The sequence below is a fragment of the Streptomyces lycii genome (assembly GCF_009735685.1).
Lineage (GTDB): Bacteria > Actinomycetota > Actinomycetes > Streptomycetales > Streptomycetaceae > Streptomyces > Streptomyces lycii.
This window is the reverse complement of record NZ_WHPN01000232.1, coordinates 26,046-43,443: the sequence shown is the minus strand read 5'-3', so window position 1 is coordinate 43,443 and position 17,398 is coordinate 26,046. Positions and strand designations below refer to the sequence as shown.

18 protein-coding genes and 1 pseudogene are annotated in these 17,398 nt (G+C 71.4%); 6 read left to right on the top strand and 13 right to left on the bottom strand.

Features of this window, described 5'->3' with window-relative positions; genetic code table 11:
* Positions 1-98: 98 nt before the first annotated feature.
* The 10 genes and pseudogenes from GCU69_RS09510 to GCU69_RS09465 all read right to left on the bottom strand — a co-directional run bounded on the left by GCU69_RS09510 (position 99) and on the right by GCU69_RS09465 (position 7,851).
* Entirely contained in the window at positions 99-677 is a 579-nt protein-coding gene (locus tag GCU69_RS09510; RefSeq protein WP_156205678.1) for a TetR/AcrR family transcriptional regulator, read from the bottom strand.
* The gene (locus tag GCU69_RS09505) at positions 677-997 is read right to left on the bottom strand and encodes a DMT family transporter (RefSeq protein WP_098751334.1); all 321 of its coding nucleotides are present in this window, start codon (positions 995-997) and stop codon (positions 677-679) included. Before GCU69_RS09505 ends, GCU69_RS09510 begins: the two co-directional genes overlap by 1 nt.
* A gap of 207 nt (positions 998-1,204) precedes the next feature.
* Positions 1,205-1,534, bottom strand: a complete 330-nt coding sequence (locus tag GCU69_RS09500; protein ID WP_098751335.1) for a metal-sulfur cluster assembly factor — start codon at positions 1,532-1,534, stop codon at positions 1,205-1,207.
* Complete coding sequence (gene sufU, locus GCU69_RS09495; protein WP_098751336.1) at positions 1,531-2,004, bottom strand: Fe-S cluster assembly sulfur transfer protein SufU; 474 nt, start codon at positions 2,002-2,004, stop codon at positions 1,531-1,533. The genes GCU69_RS09500 and sufU overlap by 4 nt, the downstream gene beginning before the upstream one ends.
* 25 nt (positions 2,005-2,029) lie before the next feature.
* Positions 2,030-3,301: a cysteine desulfurase gene (locus GCU69_RS09490; RefSeq protein WP_098751337.1), complete on the bottom strand. Its 1,272-nt coding sequence runs from the start codon at positions 3,299-3,301 to the stop codon at positions 2,030-2,032.
* 6 nt (positions 3,302-3,307) lie between these two features.
* Positions 3,308-4,063, bottom strand: a complete 756-nt coding sequence (gene sufC, locus GCU69_RS09485) for a Fe-S cluster assembly ATPase SufC (protein WP_098751338.1) — start codon at positions 4,061-4,063, stop codon at positions 3,308-3,310.
* Positions 4,064-4,070: 7 nt separating this feature from the next.
* A complete protein-coding gene (locus tag GCU69_RS09480; protein ID WP_098751339.1) occupies positions 4,071-4,409 on the bottom strand; it encodes a non-heme iron oxygenase ferredoxin subunit in 339 nt (112 codons plus the stop codon).
* Positions 4,409-5,581 (bottom strand): Fe-S cluster assembly protein SufD, encoded by a 1,173-nt coding sequence (gene sufD / locus GCU69_RS09475; protein ID WP_156205677.1) that lies wholly within the window; start codon positions 5,579-5,581, stop codon positions 4,409-4,411. The genes GCU69_RS09480 and sufD overlap by 1 nt, the downstream gene beginning before the upstream one ends.
* A 92-nt stretch (positions 5,582-5,673) precedes the next feature.
* Positions 5,674-7,095 (bottom strand): Fe-S cluster assembly protein SufB, encoded by a 1,422-nt coding sequence (gene sufB, locus GCU69_RS09470; RefSeq protein WP_098751341.1) that lies wholly within the window; start codon positions 7,093-7,095, stop codon positions 5,674-5,676.
* Positions 7,092-7,851, bottom strand: a pseudogene (locus tag GCU69_RS09465) (helix-turn-helix transcriptional regulator). The gene sufB and the pseudogene GCU69_RS09465 overlap by 4 nt, the downstream one beginning before the upstream one ends.
* Positions 7,852-8,125: 274 nt before the next feature.
* On the opposite strand from GCU69_RS09465, the gene GCU69_RS09460 reads away from it, so the two are divergent.
* Positions 8,126-9,064: an ABC transporter ATP-binding protein gene (locus GCU69_RS09460; RefSeq protein ID WP_156205676.1), complete on the top strand. Its 939-nt coding sequence runs from the start codon at positions 8,126-8,128 to the stop codon at positions 9,062-9,064.
* A 74-nt stretch (positions 9,065-9,138) separates the two neighbouring features.
* Positions 9,139-9,873, top strand: coding sequence for an ABC transporter permease (locus GCU69_RS09455; RefSeq protein WP_170315814.1), 735 nt, complete (start codon positions 9,139-9,141; stop codon positions 9,871-9,873).
* A gap of 265 nt (positions 9,874-10,138) precedes the next feature.
* On the opposite strand, the gene GCU69_RS09450 is transcribed toward GCU69_RS09455, so the two are convergent.
* The 3 genes from GCU69_RS09450 to GCU69_RS09440 all read right to left on the bottom strand — a co-directional run bounded on the left by GCU69_RS09450 (position 10,139) and on the right by GCU69_RS09440 (position 12,383).
* Positions 10,139-10,684, bottom strand: a complete 546-nt coding sequence (locus GCU69_RS09450; protein ID WP_156205674.1) for a hypothetical protein — start codon at positions 10,682-10,684, stop codon at positions 10,139-10,141.
* Between the two features lie 271 nt (positions 10,685-10,955).
* Positions 10,956-11,414 carry an ASCH domain-containing protein gene (locus GCU69_RS09445; protein ID WP_098755152.1) on the bottom strand — a complete coding sequence of 153 codons (459 nt, stop codon included), beginning with the start codon at positions 11,412-11,414 and terminating at the stop codon, positions 10,956-10,958.
* A gap of 261 nt (positions 11,415-11,675) precedes the next feature.
* Entirely contained in the window at positions 11,676-12,383 is a 708-nt protein-coding gene (locus GCU69_RS09440) for a MerR family transcriptional regulator (RefSeq protein ID WP_408055785.1), read from the bottom strand.
* A gap of 78 nt (positions 12,384-12,461) precedes the next feature.
* On the opposite strand from GCU69_RS09440, the gene GCU69_RS09435 reads away from it, so the two are divergent.
* The 4 genes from GCU69_RS09435 (at position 12,462) to GCU69_RS09420 (ending at position 17,395) form a co-directional block, all read left to right on the top strand.
* The gene (locus GCU69_RS09435) at positions 12,462-13,418 is read left to right on the top strand and encodes a hypothetical protein (RefSeq protein ID WP_408055784.1); all 957 of its coding nucleotides are present in this window, start codon (positions 12,462-12,464) and stop codon (positions 13,416-13,418) included.
* On the top strand, positions 13,415-13,891 hold the full coding sequence (locus tag GCU69_RS09430) for an ABA4-like family protein (protein WP_098755154.1): 477 nt from the start codon (positions 13,415-13,417) through the stop codon (positions 13,889-13,891). The genes GCU69_RS09435 and GCU69_RS09430 overlap by 4 nt, the downstream gene beginning before the upstream one ends.
* 988 nt (positions 13,892-14,879) lie before the next feature.
* Positions 14,880-16,697: an asparagine synthase (glutamine-hydrolyzing) gene (gene asnB / locus GCU69_RS09425; protein ID WP_098755155.1), complete on the top strand. Its 1,818-nt coding sequence runs from the start codon at positions 14,880-14,882 to the stop codon at positions 16,695-16,697.
* A 236-nt stretch (positions 16,698-16,933) separates the two neighbouring features.
* Positions 16,934-17,395 (top strand): PPC domain-containing DNA-binding protein, encoded by a 462-nt coding sequence (locus GCU69_RS09420; protein ID WP_098755156.1) that lies wholly within the window; start codon positions 16,934-16,936, stop codon positions 17,393-17,395.
* The last annotated feature ends 3 nt before the right edge of the window (positions 17,396-17,398 follow it).

Genomic DNA, 17,398 nt, shown 5'->3' with positions numbered 1-17,398 from the left:
GGCGGATCCCGGCCGGGCAGGCGCAACCCCGCCGGGCAGGCGGGCCGATCCCGGCCCGGCCGCCGCGGGCCCGCTCCCGGCGGCCTGGCAGCCGGTGGTCAGCCGTCAGCGGACTCCGGGCCGCCGATGACCCCGGCCACCGCCGCCCGGGTCTCCTCCGCGTCGAAGGGCCGGCCGGTGAGGAGCAGCTGGAGGACCAGGCCGTCGATGAGCGCGGCGAGGGCCCGCGCGCTCGCGTCGTCGGGGGTGCGGCGGCGCAGCAGCCGCACGGTGTGGTCCAGGCAGTCGGCGGCCAGGGGCCGGACGGCCTCGCGGCGCAGGGCCGCGAGATAGAGGTCGTACTCCAGCTCGACCCGGGCACGGTCACGGGTGACGACCGACTCGACGTAGCGGGTGACCTCGTCGGCCAGCGGGGCGTCCGGCGGCAGCCCGCGCTCCCATGCCTCGACCCCGGCCAGCCACTCGCCGTTGACCTGCCGCAGCGCCGCGCCGAGCAGGTCGTCGAGGGTCGCGAAGTGGTACGTGGTGGAGCCGAGGGGGACATCGGCCTCGCGGGCCGCGGACCGGTGGCTGAGGGCGGCGATCCCGCCCTGCTCGACCACCCTGATGGCGGCGTCCACGATCCGCTGCCGCCGGTCGGGGTCGTAGCGGCGCCCTCGGCCGGGGGCGGCGGCCATCAGTGGGCACCTCCCCAGTTCAGCACGACCACGCCGGCGATCACCAGGGCGATGCCGATCAGCTTCGCGGCGTTCGCGGACTCGCCCAGGAAGACCATCCCGATGGCGGCGATGGCGGCAGTCCCGGCGCCGGACCAGACGGCGTAGGCGGTGCCGACCGACAGGCTCTTGAGGGTCTGCGCGAGCAGGAAGAACGCGACGGCGTACCCCGCTGCCGTGCCCAGGGACGGCCAGAGCCGGGTGAAGCCCTCGCTGTACTTCATCGCGGTCGTCCCGAGCACCTCGGCCAGGATCGCGGCCGCCAGCGTCATCCATACCATGCGTACCACCGTACACAACGATGTGTACGGCCGTACAGAAAGGCGGGCCGCACCCCGGTGACGCCACCACGCACCCGGACCCGGCCCCGCCCGTGCCCGGCTCCCGCACCCGCCCCGGACCGCAGACAGCCGTGTCCGTCACCCCGGGAGGTGACGGACACGGCTGTCGTGTCACAGATCCGGCGCGGGCAGCCCGCGGCCGGAGGGTCAGACGTTGAAGCCTAGCGCGCGGAGCTGTTCGCGGCCCTCGTCCGTGATCTTGTCCGGGCCCCACGGCGGCATCCAGACCCAGTTGATCCGCAGCTCGTTGACGATGCCGTCGGTGGCGGACTTCGCCTGGTCCTCGATGACGTCGGTCAGCGGGCAGGCCGCGGACGTCAGCGTCATGTCGAGGGTCGCCACGTTCGACTCGTCGATGTGGATGCCGTAGATCAGCCCGAGGTTGACGACGTCGATGCCCAGCTCGGGGTCGACGACGTCGTACAGGGCCTCGCGGACCTCTTCCTCGCTGGCGGGCTTGGTGGTGGTCTCGGTCATACCGTCTCCCTCGCCGACTTCGCGGCCTTGTCGTCCAGTGCCTGGGCCGTGGCGTCCTTCCAGGCCATCCAGGACAGCAGGGCGCACTTCACGCGCGCCGGGTACTTCGAGACGCCGGCGAACGCCACGGCGTCCTCCAGCACCTCCTCCATCGCGTCGTCGGGCTCGAGCTGCCCGCGCGACTGCATCAGCTCCAGAAAGGTCTCCTGGACCTTCCGCGCCTCCGCGAGTTCCTTGCCGACCAGCAGTTCGTTGAGCACCGAGGCGCTGGCCTGGCTGATGGAACAGCCCTGGCCCTCGTAGCTCACGTCCTCGACGGTGTCACCCGCGAGCCGGACCCGCAGCGTGATCTCGTCGCCGCACGTCGGGTTCACATGGTGCACCTCGGCGTCGCCGTCCCGGAGCCCACGCCCGTGCGGGTTCTTGTAGTGGTCCAGGATCACGTCCTGGTACATCGAGTCCAGCTTCACGAGTCACCTTCAGCCGCAGCGTCCATCAACCGAAAAAGTTCCGTACGTGCTCCAGCCCGTCGACCAGGGCGTCGACCTCGGCCGGGGTGGAGTACAGATAGAAAGACGCTCGCGTGGTCGCAGGAATTCCGTAGCGCAGGCAGACCGGCCGGGCGCAGTGGTGCCCGACCCGGACCGCGATGCCCTGCTCGTCGAGCACCTGGCCCACGTCGTGCGGGTGGATGTCGCCGAGCGTGAAGGAGATCGCGGCACCCCGGTCCTCGGCCGTGACCGGGCCGATGATGCGCAGGTCGGGGACCTCCCGCAGGCGGCGCACGGCGTAGTCCGTGATGGTGTGCTCGTACTCCGCGATCCGGTCCATGCCGATCGAGGTGAGGTAGTCCACGGCCGCGCCGAGGCCGACGGCCTGCGCGATCGGGGGCGTGCCCGCCTCGAACTTGTGGGGCGCCGGGGCATAGGTCGAGGAGTGCATCGAGACGGTCTCGATCATCTCGCCGCCGCCCAGGAACGGCGGCAGGTCCTCCAGCAGCTCCTGCCGGCCCCAGAGCACACCGATGCCGGTCGGGCCGCACATCTTGTGGCCGGTGAAGGCCACGAAGTCGGCCTGGAGGGCCTGCACGTCCAGCGGCATGTGCGGCGCGGCCTGCGAGGCGTCGATGCAGACCAGCGCGCCGACGTCCTGTGCGCGCCGGATGATCTTCTCGACCGGGTTGACCGTACCCATGATGTTGGACACCAGGGTGAACGAGACGACCTTGGTCTTCTCCGTGATGACGCGGTCGATCTCCGACAGGTCCAGCCGGCCGTCGTCGGTGAGGCCGAACCACTTCAGCTTCGCGCCCGTGCGCTGCGCGAGCAGCTGCCACGGCACGATGTTGGAGTGGTGCTCCATCTCCGTGATGACGATCTCGGTGTCGCTGTCGACCCGGTAGGGCTCGTCGGCCCAGCCGAGCATGTTGGCGACCAGGTTGAGCGACTCGGAGGCGTTCTTGGTGAAGATCACCTCGTCGCGGCTCGGCGCGTTGACGAACTCGGCGACCTTGTCACGGGCCCCCTCGTACAGCGCCGTGGCCTCCTCCGCGAGCACGTGCACCCCGCGGTGCACATTGGCGTTGTGCCGCTCGTAGTACGCGTTCAGGGCGTCGAGAACCTGGCGCGGCTTCTGGGAGGTGGCCGCGTTGTCCAGGTAGACGATCTTCGCCCCGTCGTGGACCGTGCGGTCCAGCAGGGGGAAGTCCTTGCGGATGGCCTCCACGTCGTACGACGACGCCGTGAGGAGGCCCGGCTGCTGTGTCACTGAGGTTCAGGCCCCCTTCGTGTAGGCCTCGTAGCCCTCGGCCTCGAGCTTGTCGGCCAGCTCGGCACCGCCGGACTCGGCGATGCGGCCCTTCGCGAACACGTGCACGTGGTCCGGCTTGATGTACCGGAGGATCCGCGTGTAGTGCGTGATCAGCAGGGTGCCGACCTCACCGGTCTCGCGGACCCGGTTGACGCCCTCCGAGACGGTGCGCAGCGCGTCGACGTCCAGGCCGGAGTCGGTCTCGTCGAGGATCGCCATCTTCGGCTTGAGCAGCTCCAGCTGGAGGATCTCGTGGCGCTTCTTCTCACCGCCGGAGAAGCCCTCGTTGACGTTGCGCTCGGCGAAGGCCGGGTCGATCCGGAGGCGCTCCATGGCCTCCTTGACCTCCTTCACCCAGGTGCGCAGCTTCGGGGCCTCGCCGCGGATGGCGGTGGCGGACGTACGGAGGAAGTTACTCACCGAGACGCCGGGGACCTCGACCGGGTACTGCATGGCGAGGAAGACACCGGCGCGGGCGCGCTCGTCGACGGACATCTCGAGGACGTCCTCGCCGTCGAGGGTCACGGTGCCGCTGGTGACGGTGTACTTCGGGTGGCCGGCGAGGGAGTACGCCAGGGTGGACTTGCCGGAGCCGTTCGGGCCCATGATGGCGTGCGTCTCACCCTGCTTCACGGTCAGGTCGACGCCCTTCAGGATCTCCTTCGTGGCGTTGTCGGCCTCGACGGAGACGTGCAGGTCGCGGATTTCAAGCGTTGCCATGGGTGCCTCAGGACTCCTGGGTGACGGAGACGTACACAGCCGCATCGGGGCCGTCTCCTTCGATTTTTACGGGGTATACGGGAACGGGGCGCGTCGCGGGCAGCCCGGACGGCTTGCCGGTGCGCAGGTCGAAGCTCGACCCGTGCAGCCAGCACTCGATGGAGCAGTCCTCCACCTCGCCCTCGGACAGCGAGACGTTGGCGTGCGAGCAGATGTCGTTGATCGCGAACACCTCGCCCCCGGTCCGGACGATCGAGACCGGCGTGCCGTCGAGTTCCACCCGCTTGGGGGTGTCCTCCTCCAGCTCGCTCAGCCCGCAGGCCCGGACAAAGGCGGTCTCGGTCATCAGACGGACGCCTCCAGCTCCGCGTCGATCTTCTCGATGAGCCGCTCCTGCAGCTCGGGCAGCCCGATCTGCTGGACCAGCTCGGCGAAGAAGCCGCGGACCACCAGACGGCGCGCCTCGTCGGCGGGGATGCCGCGGGCCATCAGGTAGAACAGCTGCTCGTCCTCGAAGCGGCCGGTGGCCGAGGCGTGGCCGGCGCCAACGATCTCGCCGGTCTCGATTTCGAGGTTGGGCACCGAGTCGACCCGGGCGCCGTCGGTGAGGACGAGGTTCCGGTTCAGCTCGTAGGTGTCGGTGCCCTCCGCCTCGGCGCGGATGAGCACGTCGCCGATCCAGACGGCGTGCGCGTCCTCGCCCTGCAGCGCGCCCTTGTAGACGACGTTGCTGCGGCAGTGCGGGGTGTCGTGGTCGACGAAGAGCCGGTGCTCCTGGTGCTGGCCGTTGTCGGTGAAGTACAGGCCGTACAGCTCGGCCTCGCCGCCGGGGGCCGCGTAGTTGATCCGCGGGTGCAGCCGGACCAGGTCGCCGCCGAAGGTGACGATCACGGACTTGAAGGTGGCGTCGCGGCCCACGAGAGCGGTGTGCTGCCCCGCGTGCGCGGCCTTGTCGTCCCAGTCCTGCACGGAGACGACGGTGAGCTTGGCGCCGTCGCCCACGAGGTATTCGACGTTGCCGCCGAGGGTCGCGTCACCGGTGTGGTCGATGACGACGACCGCCTCGGCGAAGGCACCGATCTCGATCACCTGGTGGGTGAAGGCGGTGCCGCCCTGGCCGTGCACGGAGATCCGCACCGGCTCGGTGAGCACCGTGTCCTTGGGGATCGAGACGACGGTCGCCTTCTCGAACGAGCTGTACGCCTGCGCGGCGACCCGGTCCACCGGCTTGCCGGCCCGGCCGACCCGCGGGTCGTCGCGGCCGACCTGCTCCTGGGTGACGCCCTCGGGCGTGTACACCTCGGTACGGATGCCGCCGTCGGCGACCGCGCTGCCGTCGTGCAGACCGCGGAGGCGCTCCAGCGGGGTGAACCGCCACTCCTCCTCGCGGCCGTGCGGCACGGGGAAGTCCGCCACGTCGTAGGAGGCGGGCGCGCTCACCCGCGCGTCGGCGGGGTGGTCCCCGCCGACCTGGATGGCACCTTCCGTGGTGCTGCCCACCGGAATGTTGTCGGCCATGACTGTCGTACTGCTCTCTTTCTGGTTTACGGTCCTCGGCCTCCCCCTCCCGGGGGAGGCCGTTGCGGGACTGGACGGGGACTCGGCCGGCGTCAGCCGACCGCGCCCTCCATCTGCAGCTCGATCAGCCGGTTCAGCTCCAGCGCGTACTCCATCGGCAGCTCCCGGGCGATCGGCTCGACGAAGCCGCGCACGATCATCGCCATCGCCTCGTCCTCGGAGAGACCGCGGCTCATCAGGTAGAAGAGCTGGTCGTCGCTGACCTTGGAGACGGTCGCCTCGTGCCCCATGGACACGTCGTCCTCGCGGACGTCGACGTACGGGTACGTGTCCGAGCGGGAGATCGTGTCGACGAGCAGGGCGTCACAGAGCACGTTGGACTTGGAGCCCGCGGCGCCCTCGCCGATCTCGATCAGGCCGCGGTAGGAGGTCCGGCCGCCGCCCCGCGCCACCGACTTGGAGACGATGTTCGAGGAGGTGTTGGGGGCCATGTGGACCATCTTGGCGCCCGCGTCCTGGTGCTGGCCCTCACCGGAGAAGGCGATGGACAGCGTCTCGCCCTTGGCGTGCTCGCCCATCAGGTAGACGGCCGGGTACTTCATGGTGACCTTGGAGCCGATGTTGCCGTCGACCCACTCCATGGTCGCGCCCTCGTACGCCACGGCACGCTTGGTGACCAGGTTGTAGACGTTGTTCGACCAGTTCTGGATCGTCGTGTAGCGGCAGCGGCCGCCCTTCTTGACGATGATCTCCACGACGGCGCTGTGCAGCGAGTCGGAGGAGTAGATCGGGGCGGTGCAGCCCTCGACGTAGTGCACGTAGGCACCCTCGTCGACGATGATCAGGGTCCGCTCGAACTGGCCCATGTTCTCGGTGTTGATCCGGAAGTAGGCCTGGAGCGGGATGTCGACGTGGACGCCCGGGGGCACGTAGATGAAGGAGCCGCCGGACCACACGGCGGTGTTCAGCGCGGCGAACTTGTTGTCGCCGGCCGGGATCACCGTGCCGAAGTACTCCTTGAAGATCTCCGGGTGCTCCCGGAGCGCCGTGTCGGTGTCCAGGAACAGGACGCCCTGCTCCTCCAGGTCCTCGCGGATCTGGTGGTAGACGACCTCGGACTCGTACTGGGCGGCGACACCGGCGACGAGGCGCTGCTTCTCGGCCTCCGGGATGCCCAGCTTGTCGTAGGTGTTCTTGATGTCCTCGGGCAGGTCCTCCCAGGAAGCGGCCTGCTTCTCGGTGGACCGGACGAAGTACTTGATGTTGTCGAAGTCGATGCCGGTGAGGTCGGAGCCCCAGGTCGGCATGGGCTTCTTGTCGAACAGCTTCAGGCCCTTGAGACGCAGCTTCAGCATCCAGTCCGGCTCGGACTTCTTGTCGGAGATGTCGCGGACGACCTCCTCGGACAGGCCGCGCTTGGCGGAGGCGCCGGCTGCGTCGGAGTCGGCCCAGCCGTACTCATAGGTGCCCAGGCCCTCGAGTTCGGGGTGGGCGGTCTCCGTGGGGAGAGTCATGCGGGGTTCCTCCCGGCCGTACTTGCGGATGCAGATGCTTCGGTGGTCTCAGGTGTCGCTGGTGGTGGCGCCGTCCCGGGCCGCGGTCACGCCGCCTCCCGGTACGAAGGTGGTGCACACGCCGTCGCCGTGGGCGATGGTCGCCAACCGCTGGACGTGGGTGCCGAGCAGGCGGGAGAAGACCTCGGTCTCCGCCTCGCACAGCTGCGGGAACTGCTCGGCGACATGGGCCACCGGGCAGTGGTGCTGGCAGAGCTGTTCACCCTGCCGGGGGCCGGGCGCGCTGCGCGCGGTGGCAGCGTACCCGTCGGCGGTGAGCGCCTTCGCCAGCGCCTCGGTGCGGCCGGCGGGGGCCGCGCCCTCCACCGCCTCGCGGTAGCCCTCCGCCTGCGCGGCGAGCCTGGCCCGGGCGAAGGCCGAGACGGCGGCCTCGCCCATCTCGCCGCCGCCCGCGGTCTGGGCGATCCAGCGCAGGGCGTCGGCGGCCAGCGTGTCGTACGCCTGGTCGAAGGCGTCGCGGCCGCAGTCGGTGAGGGCGAAGACCTTCGCCGGCCGGCCGCGGCCCCGGGAGCCGTAGACCCGCTGCTGGCGGGGCTCCACGACGCCTTCGGCGGCGAGCGAGTCGAGATGGCGGCGCACGGCGGCCTGGGTCAGGCCCAGCCGCTCGGCGAGTTCCGCCGCGGTCGAGGGTCCGTGGTCGAGAATGGAGCGGGCGACGCGGTTGCGGGTGCCGCGCAGCTCGTCGTGCGCGGGCACGGCCGGGCCGGGGGCGGCCGTCGCGGCCTCCTCCGGCGTCTTCCGTTCGTCGCTCACGTATTTCACAACGCCATTGTTGCGTAATTATTCCGCCGGGGACAACCCGGGCCGGGGCCGCCCGCGCGTGGGGTCGGTCACTAAGGGTTACCTAATCCCGGGCCGCCGGGGTGTCCGTCCCGCCCCGTGGTGCCGGGCTCCGGCCTCCCGCGCAGGGGCCGGAAACAGCGGGTGCCCTGGCACTGACCGCGTTGTCCCCGCTCCGTAGACTGCGGCCATGCGCAGCGAGCCTTCCACCCCGGACCCGGTCCGGATCAGAGGTCTGGTCAAACGGTACGGGCGCCGGGCGGCGGTGGACGGCCTCGACCTGACCGTCGCGGCGGGCACCGTCTGCGCGGTCCTCGGCCCCAACGGCGCGGGCAAGACCACCACCGTCGAGACCTGCGAGGGCTACCGCCGCCCGGACGCGGGCAGCGTCCGCGTCCTCGGCCTGGACCCGCTCCGCGACGCGGCCGCGCTCCGCCCCCGGATCGGCGTCATGCTGCAGTCCGGCGGCGTCTACCCGGGCGCCCGCGCCGAGGAGATGCTGCGGCACACCGCGAAGCTGCACGCCCACCCCGTCGACGTGGACGAGCTGATCGACAGGCTCGGCCTCGGCTCCTGCGGCCGCACCGCCTACCGGCGGCTCTCCGGCGGCCAGCAGCAGCGGCTCGCGCTCGCCATGGCCGTCGTCGGCCGCCCCGAGCTGGTCTTCCTCGACGAGCCGACGGCCGGACTCGACCCGCAGGCCCGCCGCGCGACCTGGGACCTGGTGCGGGAGCTGCGCTCCGACGGCGTGAGCGTCGTGCTCACCACCCACTTCATGGACGAGGCCGAACAGCTGGCCGACCAGGTCGCGATCATCGACGGCGGGCGGGTCGTCGCCGAGGGCAGCCCCGAGGAGCTGTGCCGCGGCGGCGCCGAGAACACCCTGCGCTTCGCCGGACGGCCCGGTCTCGACCTCGCCTCCCTGCTCAACGCGCTGCCCGCCGACACGGCGGCCGCGGAGCTGACCGCCGGCTCGTACCGCATCACCGGGAAGGTCGGCCCCGAGATGCTGGCCACGGTGACTTCCTGGTGCGCCCAGCACGGCGTCATGCCGGACCGGATATCGGTCGAGCGCCGCACCCTGGAGGACGTCTTCCTCGAACTGACCGGCAAGGAGCTGCGCGCGTGAGCACCACCACGGGACCCGCCGGCCGGGGCACGGGCACCTTCGTCCCCCGCCCGGGACCGGCCCCGCTCGGCCGCATGATCGCGGCGCAGACCGCGCTGGAGACCCGGATGCTGCTGCGCAACGGCGAGCAGCTGCTGCTGACGGTCGTCATCCCGGCGCTGCTGCTGTCGGTGTTCGCCACGGTGGACATCGTCGACGTGTCCGGGGACACGGCAGGCGGCAGCGGCCGGGCGGTGGACTTCCTGGCCCCCGGCGTCCTCGCCCTCGCCGTCCTGTCCACGGCCTTCACCGGCCAGGCCATCGCGACCGGCTTCGAACGCCGCTACGGGGTGCTGAAGCGGCTCGGCGCGTCGCCGCTGCCCCGGTGGGCCCTGATGACGGCGAAGACCGGCTCCGTCCTGCTGACCGAGATACTGCAGATCGCGCTGCTGACGGCCATCGCGTACGCCCTGGGCTGGTCGCCGCACGGCAGCCCGGCGGCCGTGCTGCTGCTCCTGCTCCTGGGCACCGCCGCCTTCTCCGGCCTCGGGCTGCTGATGGCGGGCACGCTGCGCGCGGAGGCCACACTGGCCGCCGCGAACCTCGTCTTCATCCTGCTGCTGGTCGGCGGCGGAGTGATCGTCCCGCTGGACCGCTTCCCGGAGGCCGCCCGGGCGGTCCTCGACCTGCTCCCGATCACGGCGCTCTCGGACGGGCTGCGGGACGTGCTCCAGCACGGCTCTGCGCTGCCGTGGGGCGACGTGGGCGTCCTGGCGGTGTGGGCGGTGCTGGGCCTGGGTGCGGCGGCCCGCTTCTTCCGCTGGGAGTAGCCCGGCCGCGGGAAGGGGCGGCGGGGCGGGGCGGCGCCCGGGCGCGTACGCCGGGGCGGGCGGTCTGGAATGGGTCGCCCGGAGCGGGTGGCCGGAACGGGCGGTCCGGGACGGGTAGCCGGGGCGGGTAGCCGGGGCGGATGGCCGGGGCGGGTGGTCCGCGCAGGGGGTCCGAGGCGGGTGGTCCGCGCAGGGGGTCCGAGGCGGGTGGTCCGCGCAGGGGGTTCGGGGCGGGTGGCCCGGAGTGCCGGGTGGTCCGGGGGTTCTAGACGTTGTCCTCGACGCCGTCGTACCGCGTGGTCCGGGGATGGGTGCCGCGGTCGTCGGTACGGGCGGTCGTGCCGGCCCGGTTGGTCCCGTCGGTCCTGGCCGCGTCCCGGCCGCCGTCGGTCCGGTTACCGTTGGTCCGATTGCCGTCGGTCCGGCCGGTCCTGTCGTCGTCCCGCGCCCTGTTGTCGTCCCGCGCCCTGTCGTCGTTGTCGTCCCGCGCCCTGCCGTCGTCCCACGCGTCGTCCCCGTCGGCGACAGCTGCGGCATCGGCTGCGGCATCGGCTGCGTCGTCGGCGTCATCCTCGGCATCGTCGGACCTCGTGACCAGCAGCAGGAACAGCCAGCACAGGCAGGTCACGGTGAACACCAGGATCAGCGGCAGCAGTGTGCCCCGCCTGAGCAGGAAGAGGAGGCCGTGCGGTGCGGTCATCAGCACCAGCAGGCCCATGAAGAGCAGGGTGCACAGGGCCAGCAGACCGCAGAACCACATGACCACGTACCGCCCCGCTTCACGCGCCAGAGCGCGGTCCCGCCGGTTCATCGCCCGCTCCCCTCGTGCGGCGGACGACGTGCGTCGTGCCTGCACGACGCGCAACGACCGCGTGCGCTCCAGGCGCTCCGGAGCGTGTTCCCGGGGAGCCTAGGGGCCCGGCACAGGAGGAGTCGCTTCCGCCGGGGAACACCCGGCGCCGGGTGGCCGTACCGGTCCCGCGCACGACGCCGAGACCCCGTCCCGGTGCCCGCGCCGTCCCGGCAGCACGGCCCGGAGGGACCCGGCCCGGTGCCCGCGCAGGCCCGCCCGGGGCGTCCGGTCAGCCCGAGAAGCGGCGGACGGCCTTGACGACCTGGAAGCGTTCCAGCACGACCTGCGTCGCGTCGTCCACGGTGAAGTCCGGATCTCCCAACGCGGTCCGCATCTCCTCGCTGTGCCAGAACTCCTCGTGATCCGCGCGCCAGTCGTCGACCGTGGCGTGCCCCTCCCCCTCCGCACGGGCGTGGTCCGGGGGGACGTCCTTCAGCGGCACGACGCGTACGTCCGTCACCTCGATGACGGCGACCGGGCGGTCGTGGGAGTCGACCACCACCGACCGGTCACCGACCACGGGCAGCGGCTCGCCCTCCCGCTCCAGTTCGATGACCAGCCCCGTCGTCGCTGTCTTCGTACCGTCGAGAATCGCGGCGACGAGCTTGTCGCGCAGCGGTCCGGGGAAGGCGAACTCGGCCTTCGGCAGGCCGCCGGTGCCGGTGATCGGGAAGTGTTCGCTGGTCATGCCGACACGTTACGGCGGGCACGGCGCCAAAGTCCTGTCGCGATCAGGGATTTGACCGAAAGAGGTAAGTCCCGCCCGCGCGGGCACCCTGGCTGCCCTGCCGGTCGTTCGCGTTGCACGCTTCGCCCGCGCCCGCGCCCGGTCCCGCCCGGTGAGCGCTTCGACGCCGTGTCCGCCACCGGCGGGCCGTCAGCCCTTGCCCCGCAAGCCGGCGGCGGGGCACCACGGCCCGACGGCGTGCCTGCCCCGGGTCCCGGCGGGTCAGGAGGAGTGCGCGCCGCTGCCGTCCGCCGCCGGCGGTACCGCCGCCGCCCCGTACCGGCGGGCCGAGGCGTGCACATGGGCGAGGCGGCGCAGTGCCGCGAGAACCGCCTCGCCCAGCACCGTGCCGACCACGACGGACTCCACCATGTCCTCGACCGACCCGTGCCGCCCGACGTACTCCAGGTCCACCCGGGCGACGTCCTCGGCGGCGTCGGCGTAGTCCTCCAGCACCGCGTCGACGAACACGCCGTGCCCGACCCGGTCGAGCGCGGCCAGGGCCTCGGCCAGGGCCTCGGCGGGCGGGCTCTCGGGGGCCACCTGCCAGCCGCGGCGTTCGATGAGGCCGGCCACCCGGTCGCGGGCGGCGGCGGCCGCGGGGTCGGCCGCCACGCCCGCCGGACCGAGAATGCCCTTCGCGGCCCAGCCGAGCACCTCGTGCACGGGCTGCGTGCGGTCGTCCACCGCCTCCAGTACGTCCCGGATCGACGACACGGACAGTCCGCCGACATCCAGCAGCGCGCGGATCAGCCGCAGCCGGTGCTCGTGCGTGTCGTCGTACGCCGCCTGGTTGGGGCTGGTCAGACGCCCGGCGGGGAGCAGCCCCTCGCGCACGTAGTACTTGATCGTCGCGACCGGGACCCCGGTCCTGCGACTCAGCTCGCCGATGCGCAACGCGCCCGCCTCTCGTCCCGAATCCCTTGCCAAACGCCGTGCCCATCCTAGATAGTGCCACTACCGGATAGCGGCGAGTGTCACTATCCATAACGGGGAGAGGGGTGGGGCATGTCCGTGTCCTCATGGCGGGACTGGCACCGGCCGCTGGTGTGTTTGTCGGCCGTGACGGCCGTCCTGGCCGTGGTCTCGACTGCGGGGCTGGTCCTCGACGACCGGGTGCTGGTGGGCTCGCCGATCTGGCTGAAGCCCTGGAAGTTCTCGGTGTCCTTCACCGCCTACTGCATGACGCTGGCCTGGATGCTGTCCCTGCTGCCGCGGGGGCGGCGGGCCGTGTGGTGGGCCGGGACGGTCGTGGCGGTGGCGAGCGCGGTCGAGATGGCGGTCATCACCGGGCAGGTGATCCGCGGCAGGCGGAGCCATTTCAACCAGGAGACGGCGTTCGACGCCATGCTGTTCAACGTGATGGGGATGACCATCGTCGTGCTGTGGGGGGCGACCGTGGTCATAGCGGTGGCGCTGTGGCGGAGCGGGACGGCGGACCGGGCGGGCACCTGGGCGATACGGCTCGGCACGGTCCTCGCGCTGGCCGGGGCCGGGCTCGGCTTCCTGATGACGCTGCCCGTCCCGGGACAGGTCCGCCCGGACGACACGGTGAGCGGGGCGCACAGCGTGGGCGTGGCGGACGGCGGTCCCTCGATGCCGCTGACCGGCTGGGCGACGACCGGCGGTGACCTGCGCGTTCCGCACTTCGTCGGCATGCACGCCCTGCAACTGCTGCCGCTGCTGCTGGTCCTCCTCGCGGCGCTGGCCCCCCGCCTCCCCCGGCTGCGCGACCCGCGCGTCCGGCTGCGGCTGGTCCTCACGGCCTCCGGGGCGTACGCCGCGGTGCTGGCCCTGCTCACCTGGCAGGCGCTGCGCGGCCAGCCGCTGATCCACCCCGACGGGGCGACCCTGGGCGCCGCGGCCCTGATCCTCGTCGGTGCGGCCGCCGGGACGGCCGCCGCCCTCCGACCGAACCGGCCGGCCCCCGAGGCGGCCGGGAACGACAAGGAGCTTGTCGCATGACCGGCGCTCTCTTCGAACTCTCCTTCTGGCTGGTCCTTCCCGTCTGGGCCCTGATGATCTTCGCTCCGGGATGGCGGTGGACCGCGCGGCTGGCCGCCTCCCCGCTCACGGTCCTGCCGGTGCTCGCCGTCTACTGCGTCATGGCCTTCCCGGTGTTCCCCGAGCTGTGGGCCATGGTCCGCGGGCCCGACATCGACACCTTCCGGGACTTCGCGGCCCTCGCCGGAGGCGCCGGGGCGCTCTGGGCCCAGATCCTCGCCTGGGACCTCCTCGTGGGCCAGTGGATGTACCGGGAGGGCCGCCGGCTCTCCGTCCACCCGCTGCTGATGGGCCCCTTGCTGGTGCTGACGATCCTGCTGTCGCCGTTCGGCCTGCTGCTCTTCCTGGCCATACGCGCGGCGAAGCCGGCGCCCGGCACGGGTGGCGCGGCGGACGCCCCGGCCCGGAGCGCCGACCCGGTGCTGCCCCGGTGACCACCGCCCCGCCGCCGACGCCCGGGTCCGGCGGGCGGCCCGCGTGTGGACCGCCTCCCGCGTGCGGCCGCCGCCCGCTGCGGACCCTCCCGCGTGCGGCCGCTGCCCGTGTGCGGACCGCCGGTTGCGCGGACCGCGGCACGGGCGGTCCTCCGGGCGGGGCGGGACAGGCGCGGCATGTCAGCGGTTGGAGAAATGACATCTGAAATACACCTATAGCTTCCCCGCACAGAGCGGGCCTCATTGCCTTTGCGTCAAAAGCGGGCCGCCGTAAAAACGGACTTTCCGCGCACCGCACCGGGCGCCGACTCCGCCACGGGACCGTTTGGCGGCCGTCCGGTGCCGGCATCAAGGGCAAACGAACTTTCCCGGTCCCGGCCCGGAACACCCGCCGGCAGTGCCCGCGGCCCGGCCGCGCCCGCCCCGGCGCAAGTCCCCGTCCGGCCTGACCGATCGGGCACGGGCGCCTGCCCCCTGGCTCAATCACATTACATCAGGCGTCATTTGCGCCTCAGAATTCACAGGAGCCACCGAAGCCCGGAACAACTCTCGCCGCCCACACGTCAGAACGGGATCCCCCGTAAACCTGGACGACTTGTCCGCCGCAACGCGCCCGCGCATTCCCCACCAGGGCCCCGAGGGCGGCCGGACCCGGCCCGGAGGGCAAACGGACTTTTCCATTCCAGCTCTGGAGATCGCGATAGGGGCGCGGGCCGCCGGCCGCGTGCCCGCCTCGGGTGCGAAGCCGCGTTCGTGCTGACCGATCGGGCATGCCGCTCACCCTTGGCCAAATGACGTTCCATCGGGCTCCATTGACTGGATCGAAATACGCCAGAAACGCTAAAATCTGAAAACGCGCAGCTCGGAGACGCGATGAGAACTCGCCCCCACGACCTCAATTGGTATTTACCAAATACCCCTTGGCAGTATCTGCCGGCATGTGAGAACGACGGAGCTCCAGCGATCGATCCGACGAATGGGAAACCGTATGTGCGGCATCGCAGGATGGGTGGACTTCACCGGCGACCTGACCGGTGAACGGGCCGTCGCGTCCGCCATGACAGAGACCATGGTCTTACGCGGGCCCGACTCCGCAGGGGTCTGGCTGGCCCCGCACGCGGCGCTCGGGCACCGCAGACTGGCCGTCATCGACGTCGAGGGCGGTCTCCAGCCGATGACGGCCGAGGAGTCGGCCGTCCTCACCTACAGCGGCGAGGTCTACAACTTCCGGGAGCTGCGCACCCAGCTGGAGGCGAAGGGACACCGCTTCCGCACGCGCAGCGACACCGAGGTCGTCCTGCGCGGCTATCTGGAGTGGGGCGAGGACGTCGTCGACCGGCTGAACGGCATCTACGCCTTCGCCCTGTGGGACATCCGGCGCGAGGAACTCCTCCTGGTCCGGGACAGAATGGGCGTCAAGCCGCTCTTCCACTACCCGCTGCCCGGCGGAGGCCTGCTGTTCGGCTCCGAACCGAAGGCGATCCTGGCCCACCCGCAGGCCCGCCGGACGGTGGACGCCGACGGCCTGCGGGAGATCTTCACCATCGCCCAGACCCCGGGGCTGTCGCTCTACAAGGGCATGCACGAGGTGCGGCCCGGCGAAGTCGTCCGGGTGCGGCGCACGGGCCTGACCAAGCGGCGGTACTGGAAGCTGGAGGCCCGCGAACACACCGACGACCTCGACACGACGGTCCGCACCGTACGCGGACTGCTCGACGACATCGTGGAGCGCCAGCTGGTCTCCGACCGGCCGCTGTGCAGCCTGCTCTCCGGGGGCCTGGACTCCAGCGCGCTCACCGCCCTGGCCCTGCAACACGGCGACATCCGCTCCTTCGCGGTCGACTTCGCCGGCTACGCCGAGCACTTCACACCCGACGAGATGCGCGGCAGCCCCGACGGGCCGTTCGTGCAGGACGCGGTACGGCACCTGAACCCCGATCACACCGACACCCTGCTCGACACCGCCGAACTCACGGACCCCCGGCTGCGCGCCGACGTGATGCGGGCGTGGGAGTACCCGCAGTTCAGCGGCGACATGAACACCTCGCTGTACATGCTGTTCCGTGCCATCCAGGGCCACTCGACCGTGGCTCTCTCCGGCGAGTCCGCCGACGAGGTGTTCGGCGGCTACGCCTGGTTCCACCTGCCCCGGGCGGTGCAGGCACCGACGTTCCCCTGGCTCGTCGTCATGATGCAGAAACAGCGCCCCGACGACCTCTTCAGCCCGCAGCTGCGCGAACAGCTCGATGTCACCGCCTACGAGAAGGACCGGTACCAGGAAGCGCTGGCGGAGGTGCCGCACGTCCCGCGGGCCAGTGCCCGGGAGCGGCGGATGCGGGAGATCTCGTACCTCCATCTGAGCCGCTTCGTGAACATGCTGCTCGACCGCAAGGACCGGCTGAGCATGGCGCACGGCCTGGAGGTCCGGGTGCCGTTCTGCGACCACCGGCTCGTCGAGTACGTGTTCAACACACCCTGGGCATTCAAGACCTTCGACGGCCGCGAGAAGAGCCTGCTGCGGGCCGCCGTCTCCGACCTGCTGCCCGCGTCGATCCTGGAACGGCGCAAGAGCCCCTACCCCGCCACCCAGGATCCCGGGTACGGAAAGGCCCTGCGCGGAACGCTCTCCGAGCTGGTCGCGGGCGGTACGGCCCCGGTGCTGCCGCTGCTCGACACGGACGCGGTGCAGAGACTGCTCGCGACGCCGGCGGAGGACTCCGCGTCCACGGTGACGCGCCTCAGCATGGAAATGGTGCTGGACCTGAACGCCTGGCTCCAGTCCCAGGCACTCGACGTCGAGGTCTGATCCCCGCCCCGCCCGGGACCGACGACCACCGGGCCGGCGCCACGCGCCGTACGGACTGCCGCGGCTGCCGCGGCCGGCAGCACGCCGCCCGGCGCACCACCGCCTCCCTCACCGACCTCCCGCGCCCCCTCTCCCTCCCGCCGCGGTCCTCCGCCCCTTCAGCGGGCCCACAACTGCCGCGGAACGCAACAGAATCCACCGATCCACCGCCACGCCCGACGAAGGGATTTCCTCCTGTGCGCACGCACGAACTGAAGACCGGCCGGTCCTTCGGCGTCAACTTCGACCATGACGAGGACTTCTTCCAGGCGCTCTCGGAATTCTGCAAGGAGAACGAGGTCACGCAGGGGTACATCCCCATGTTCCTCGCCGCGTTCGCCGAGACCGAGATCGCGGGGACCTGCGCGAAGGTCGAGGACCCCGAGGCGCCGGTGCGGCTCCCGGTGTATCTGCAGAAGGTCGAGGCGGTCGGCAGCGGCACCTTCTCCTACGACCCCGACAAGGACGACATCGTCCCCCACGTGCACGTCACGGTCGGCCTGAAGCAGCAGGCGGCCCTCGCCTACTCGAGCCATCTGATCTCGGCCAGGATCCAGTACCTCTCGGAGATGCTGATCACCGAGGTCGTCGCCCCCGACATGCGCCGCCCGGTGCACACCGAGCTGTGGGACGTCCCCCTCCTCACCTTCGAAAGCTGAGCG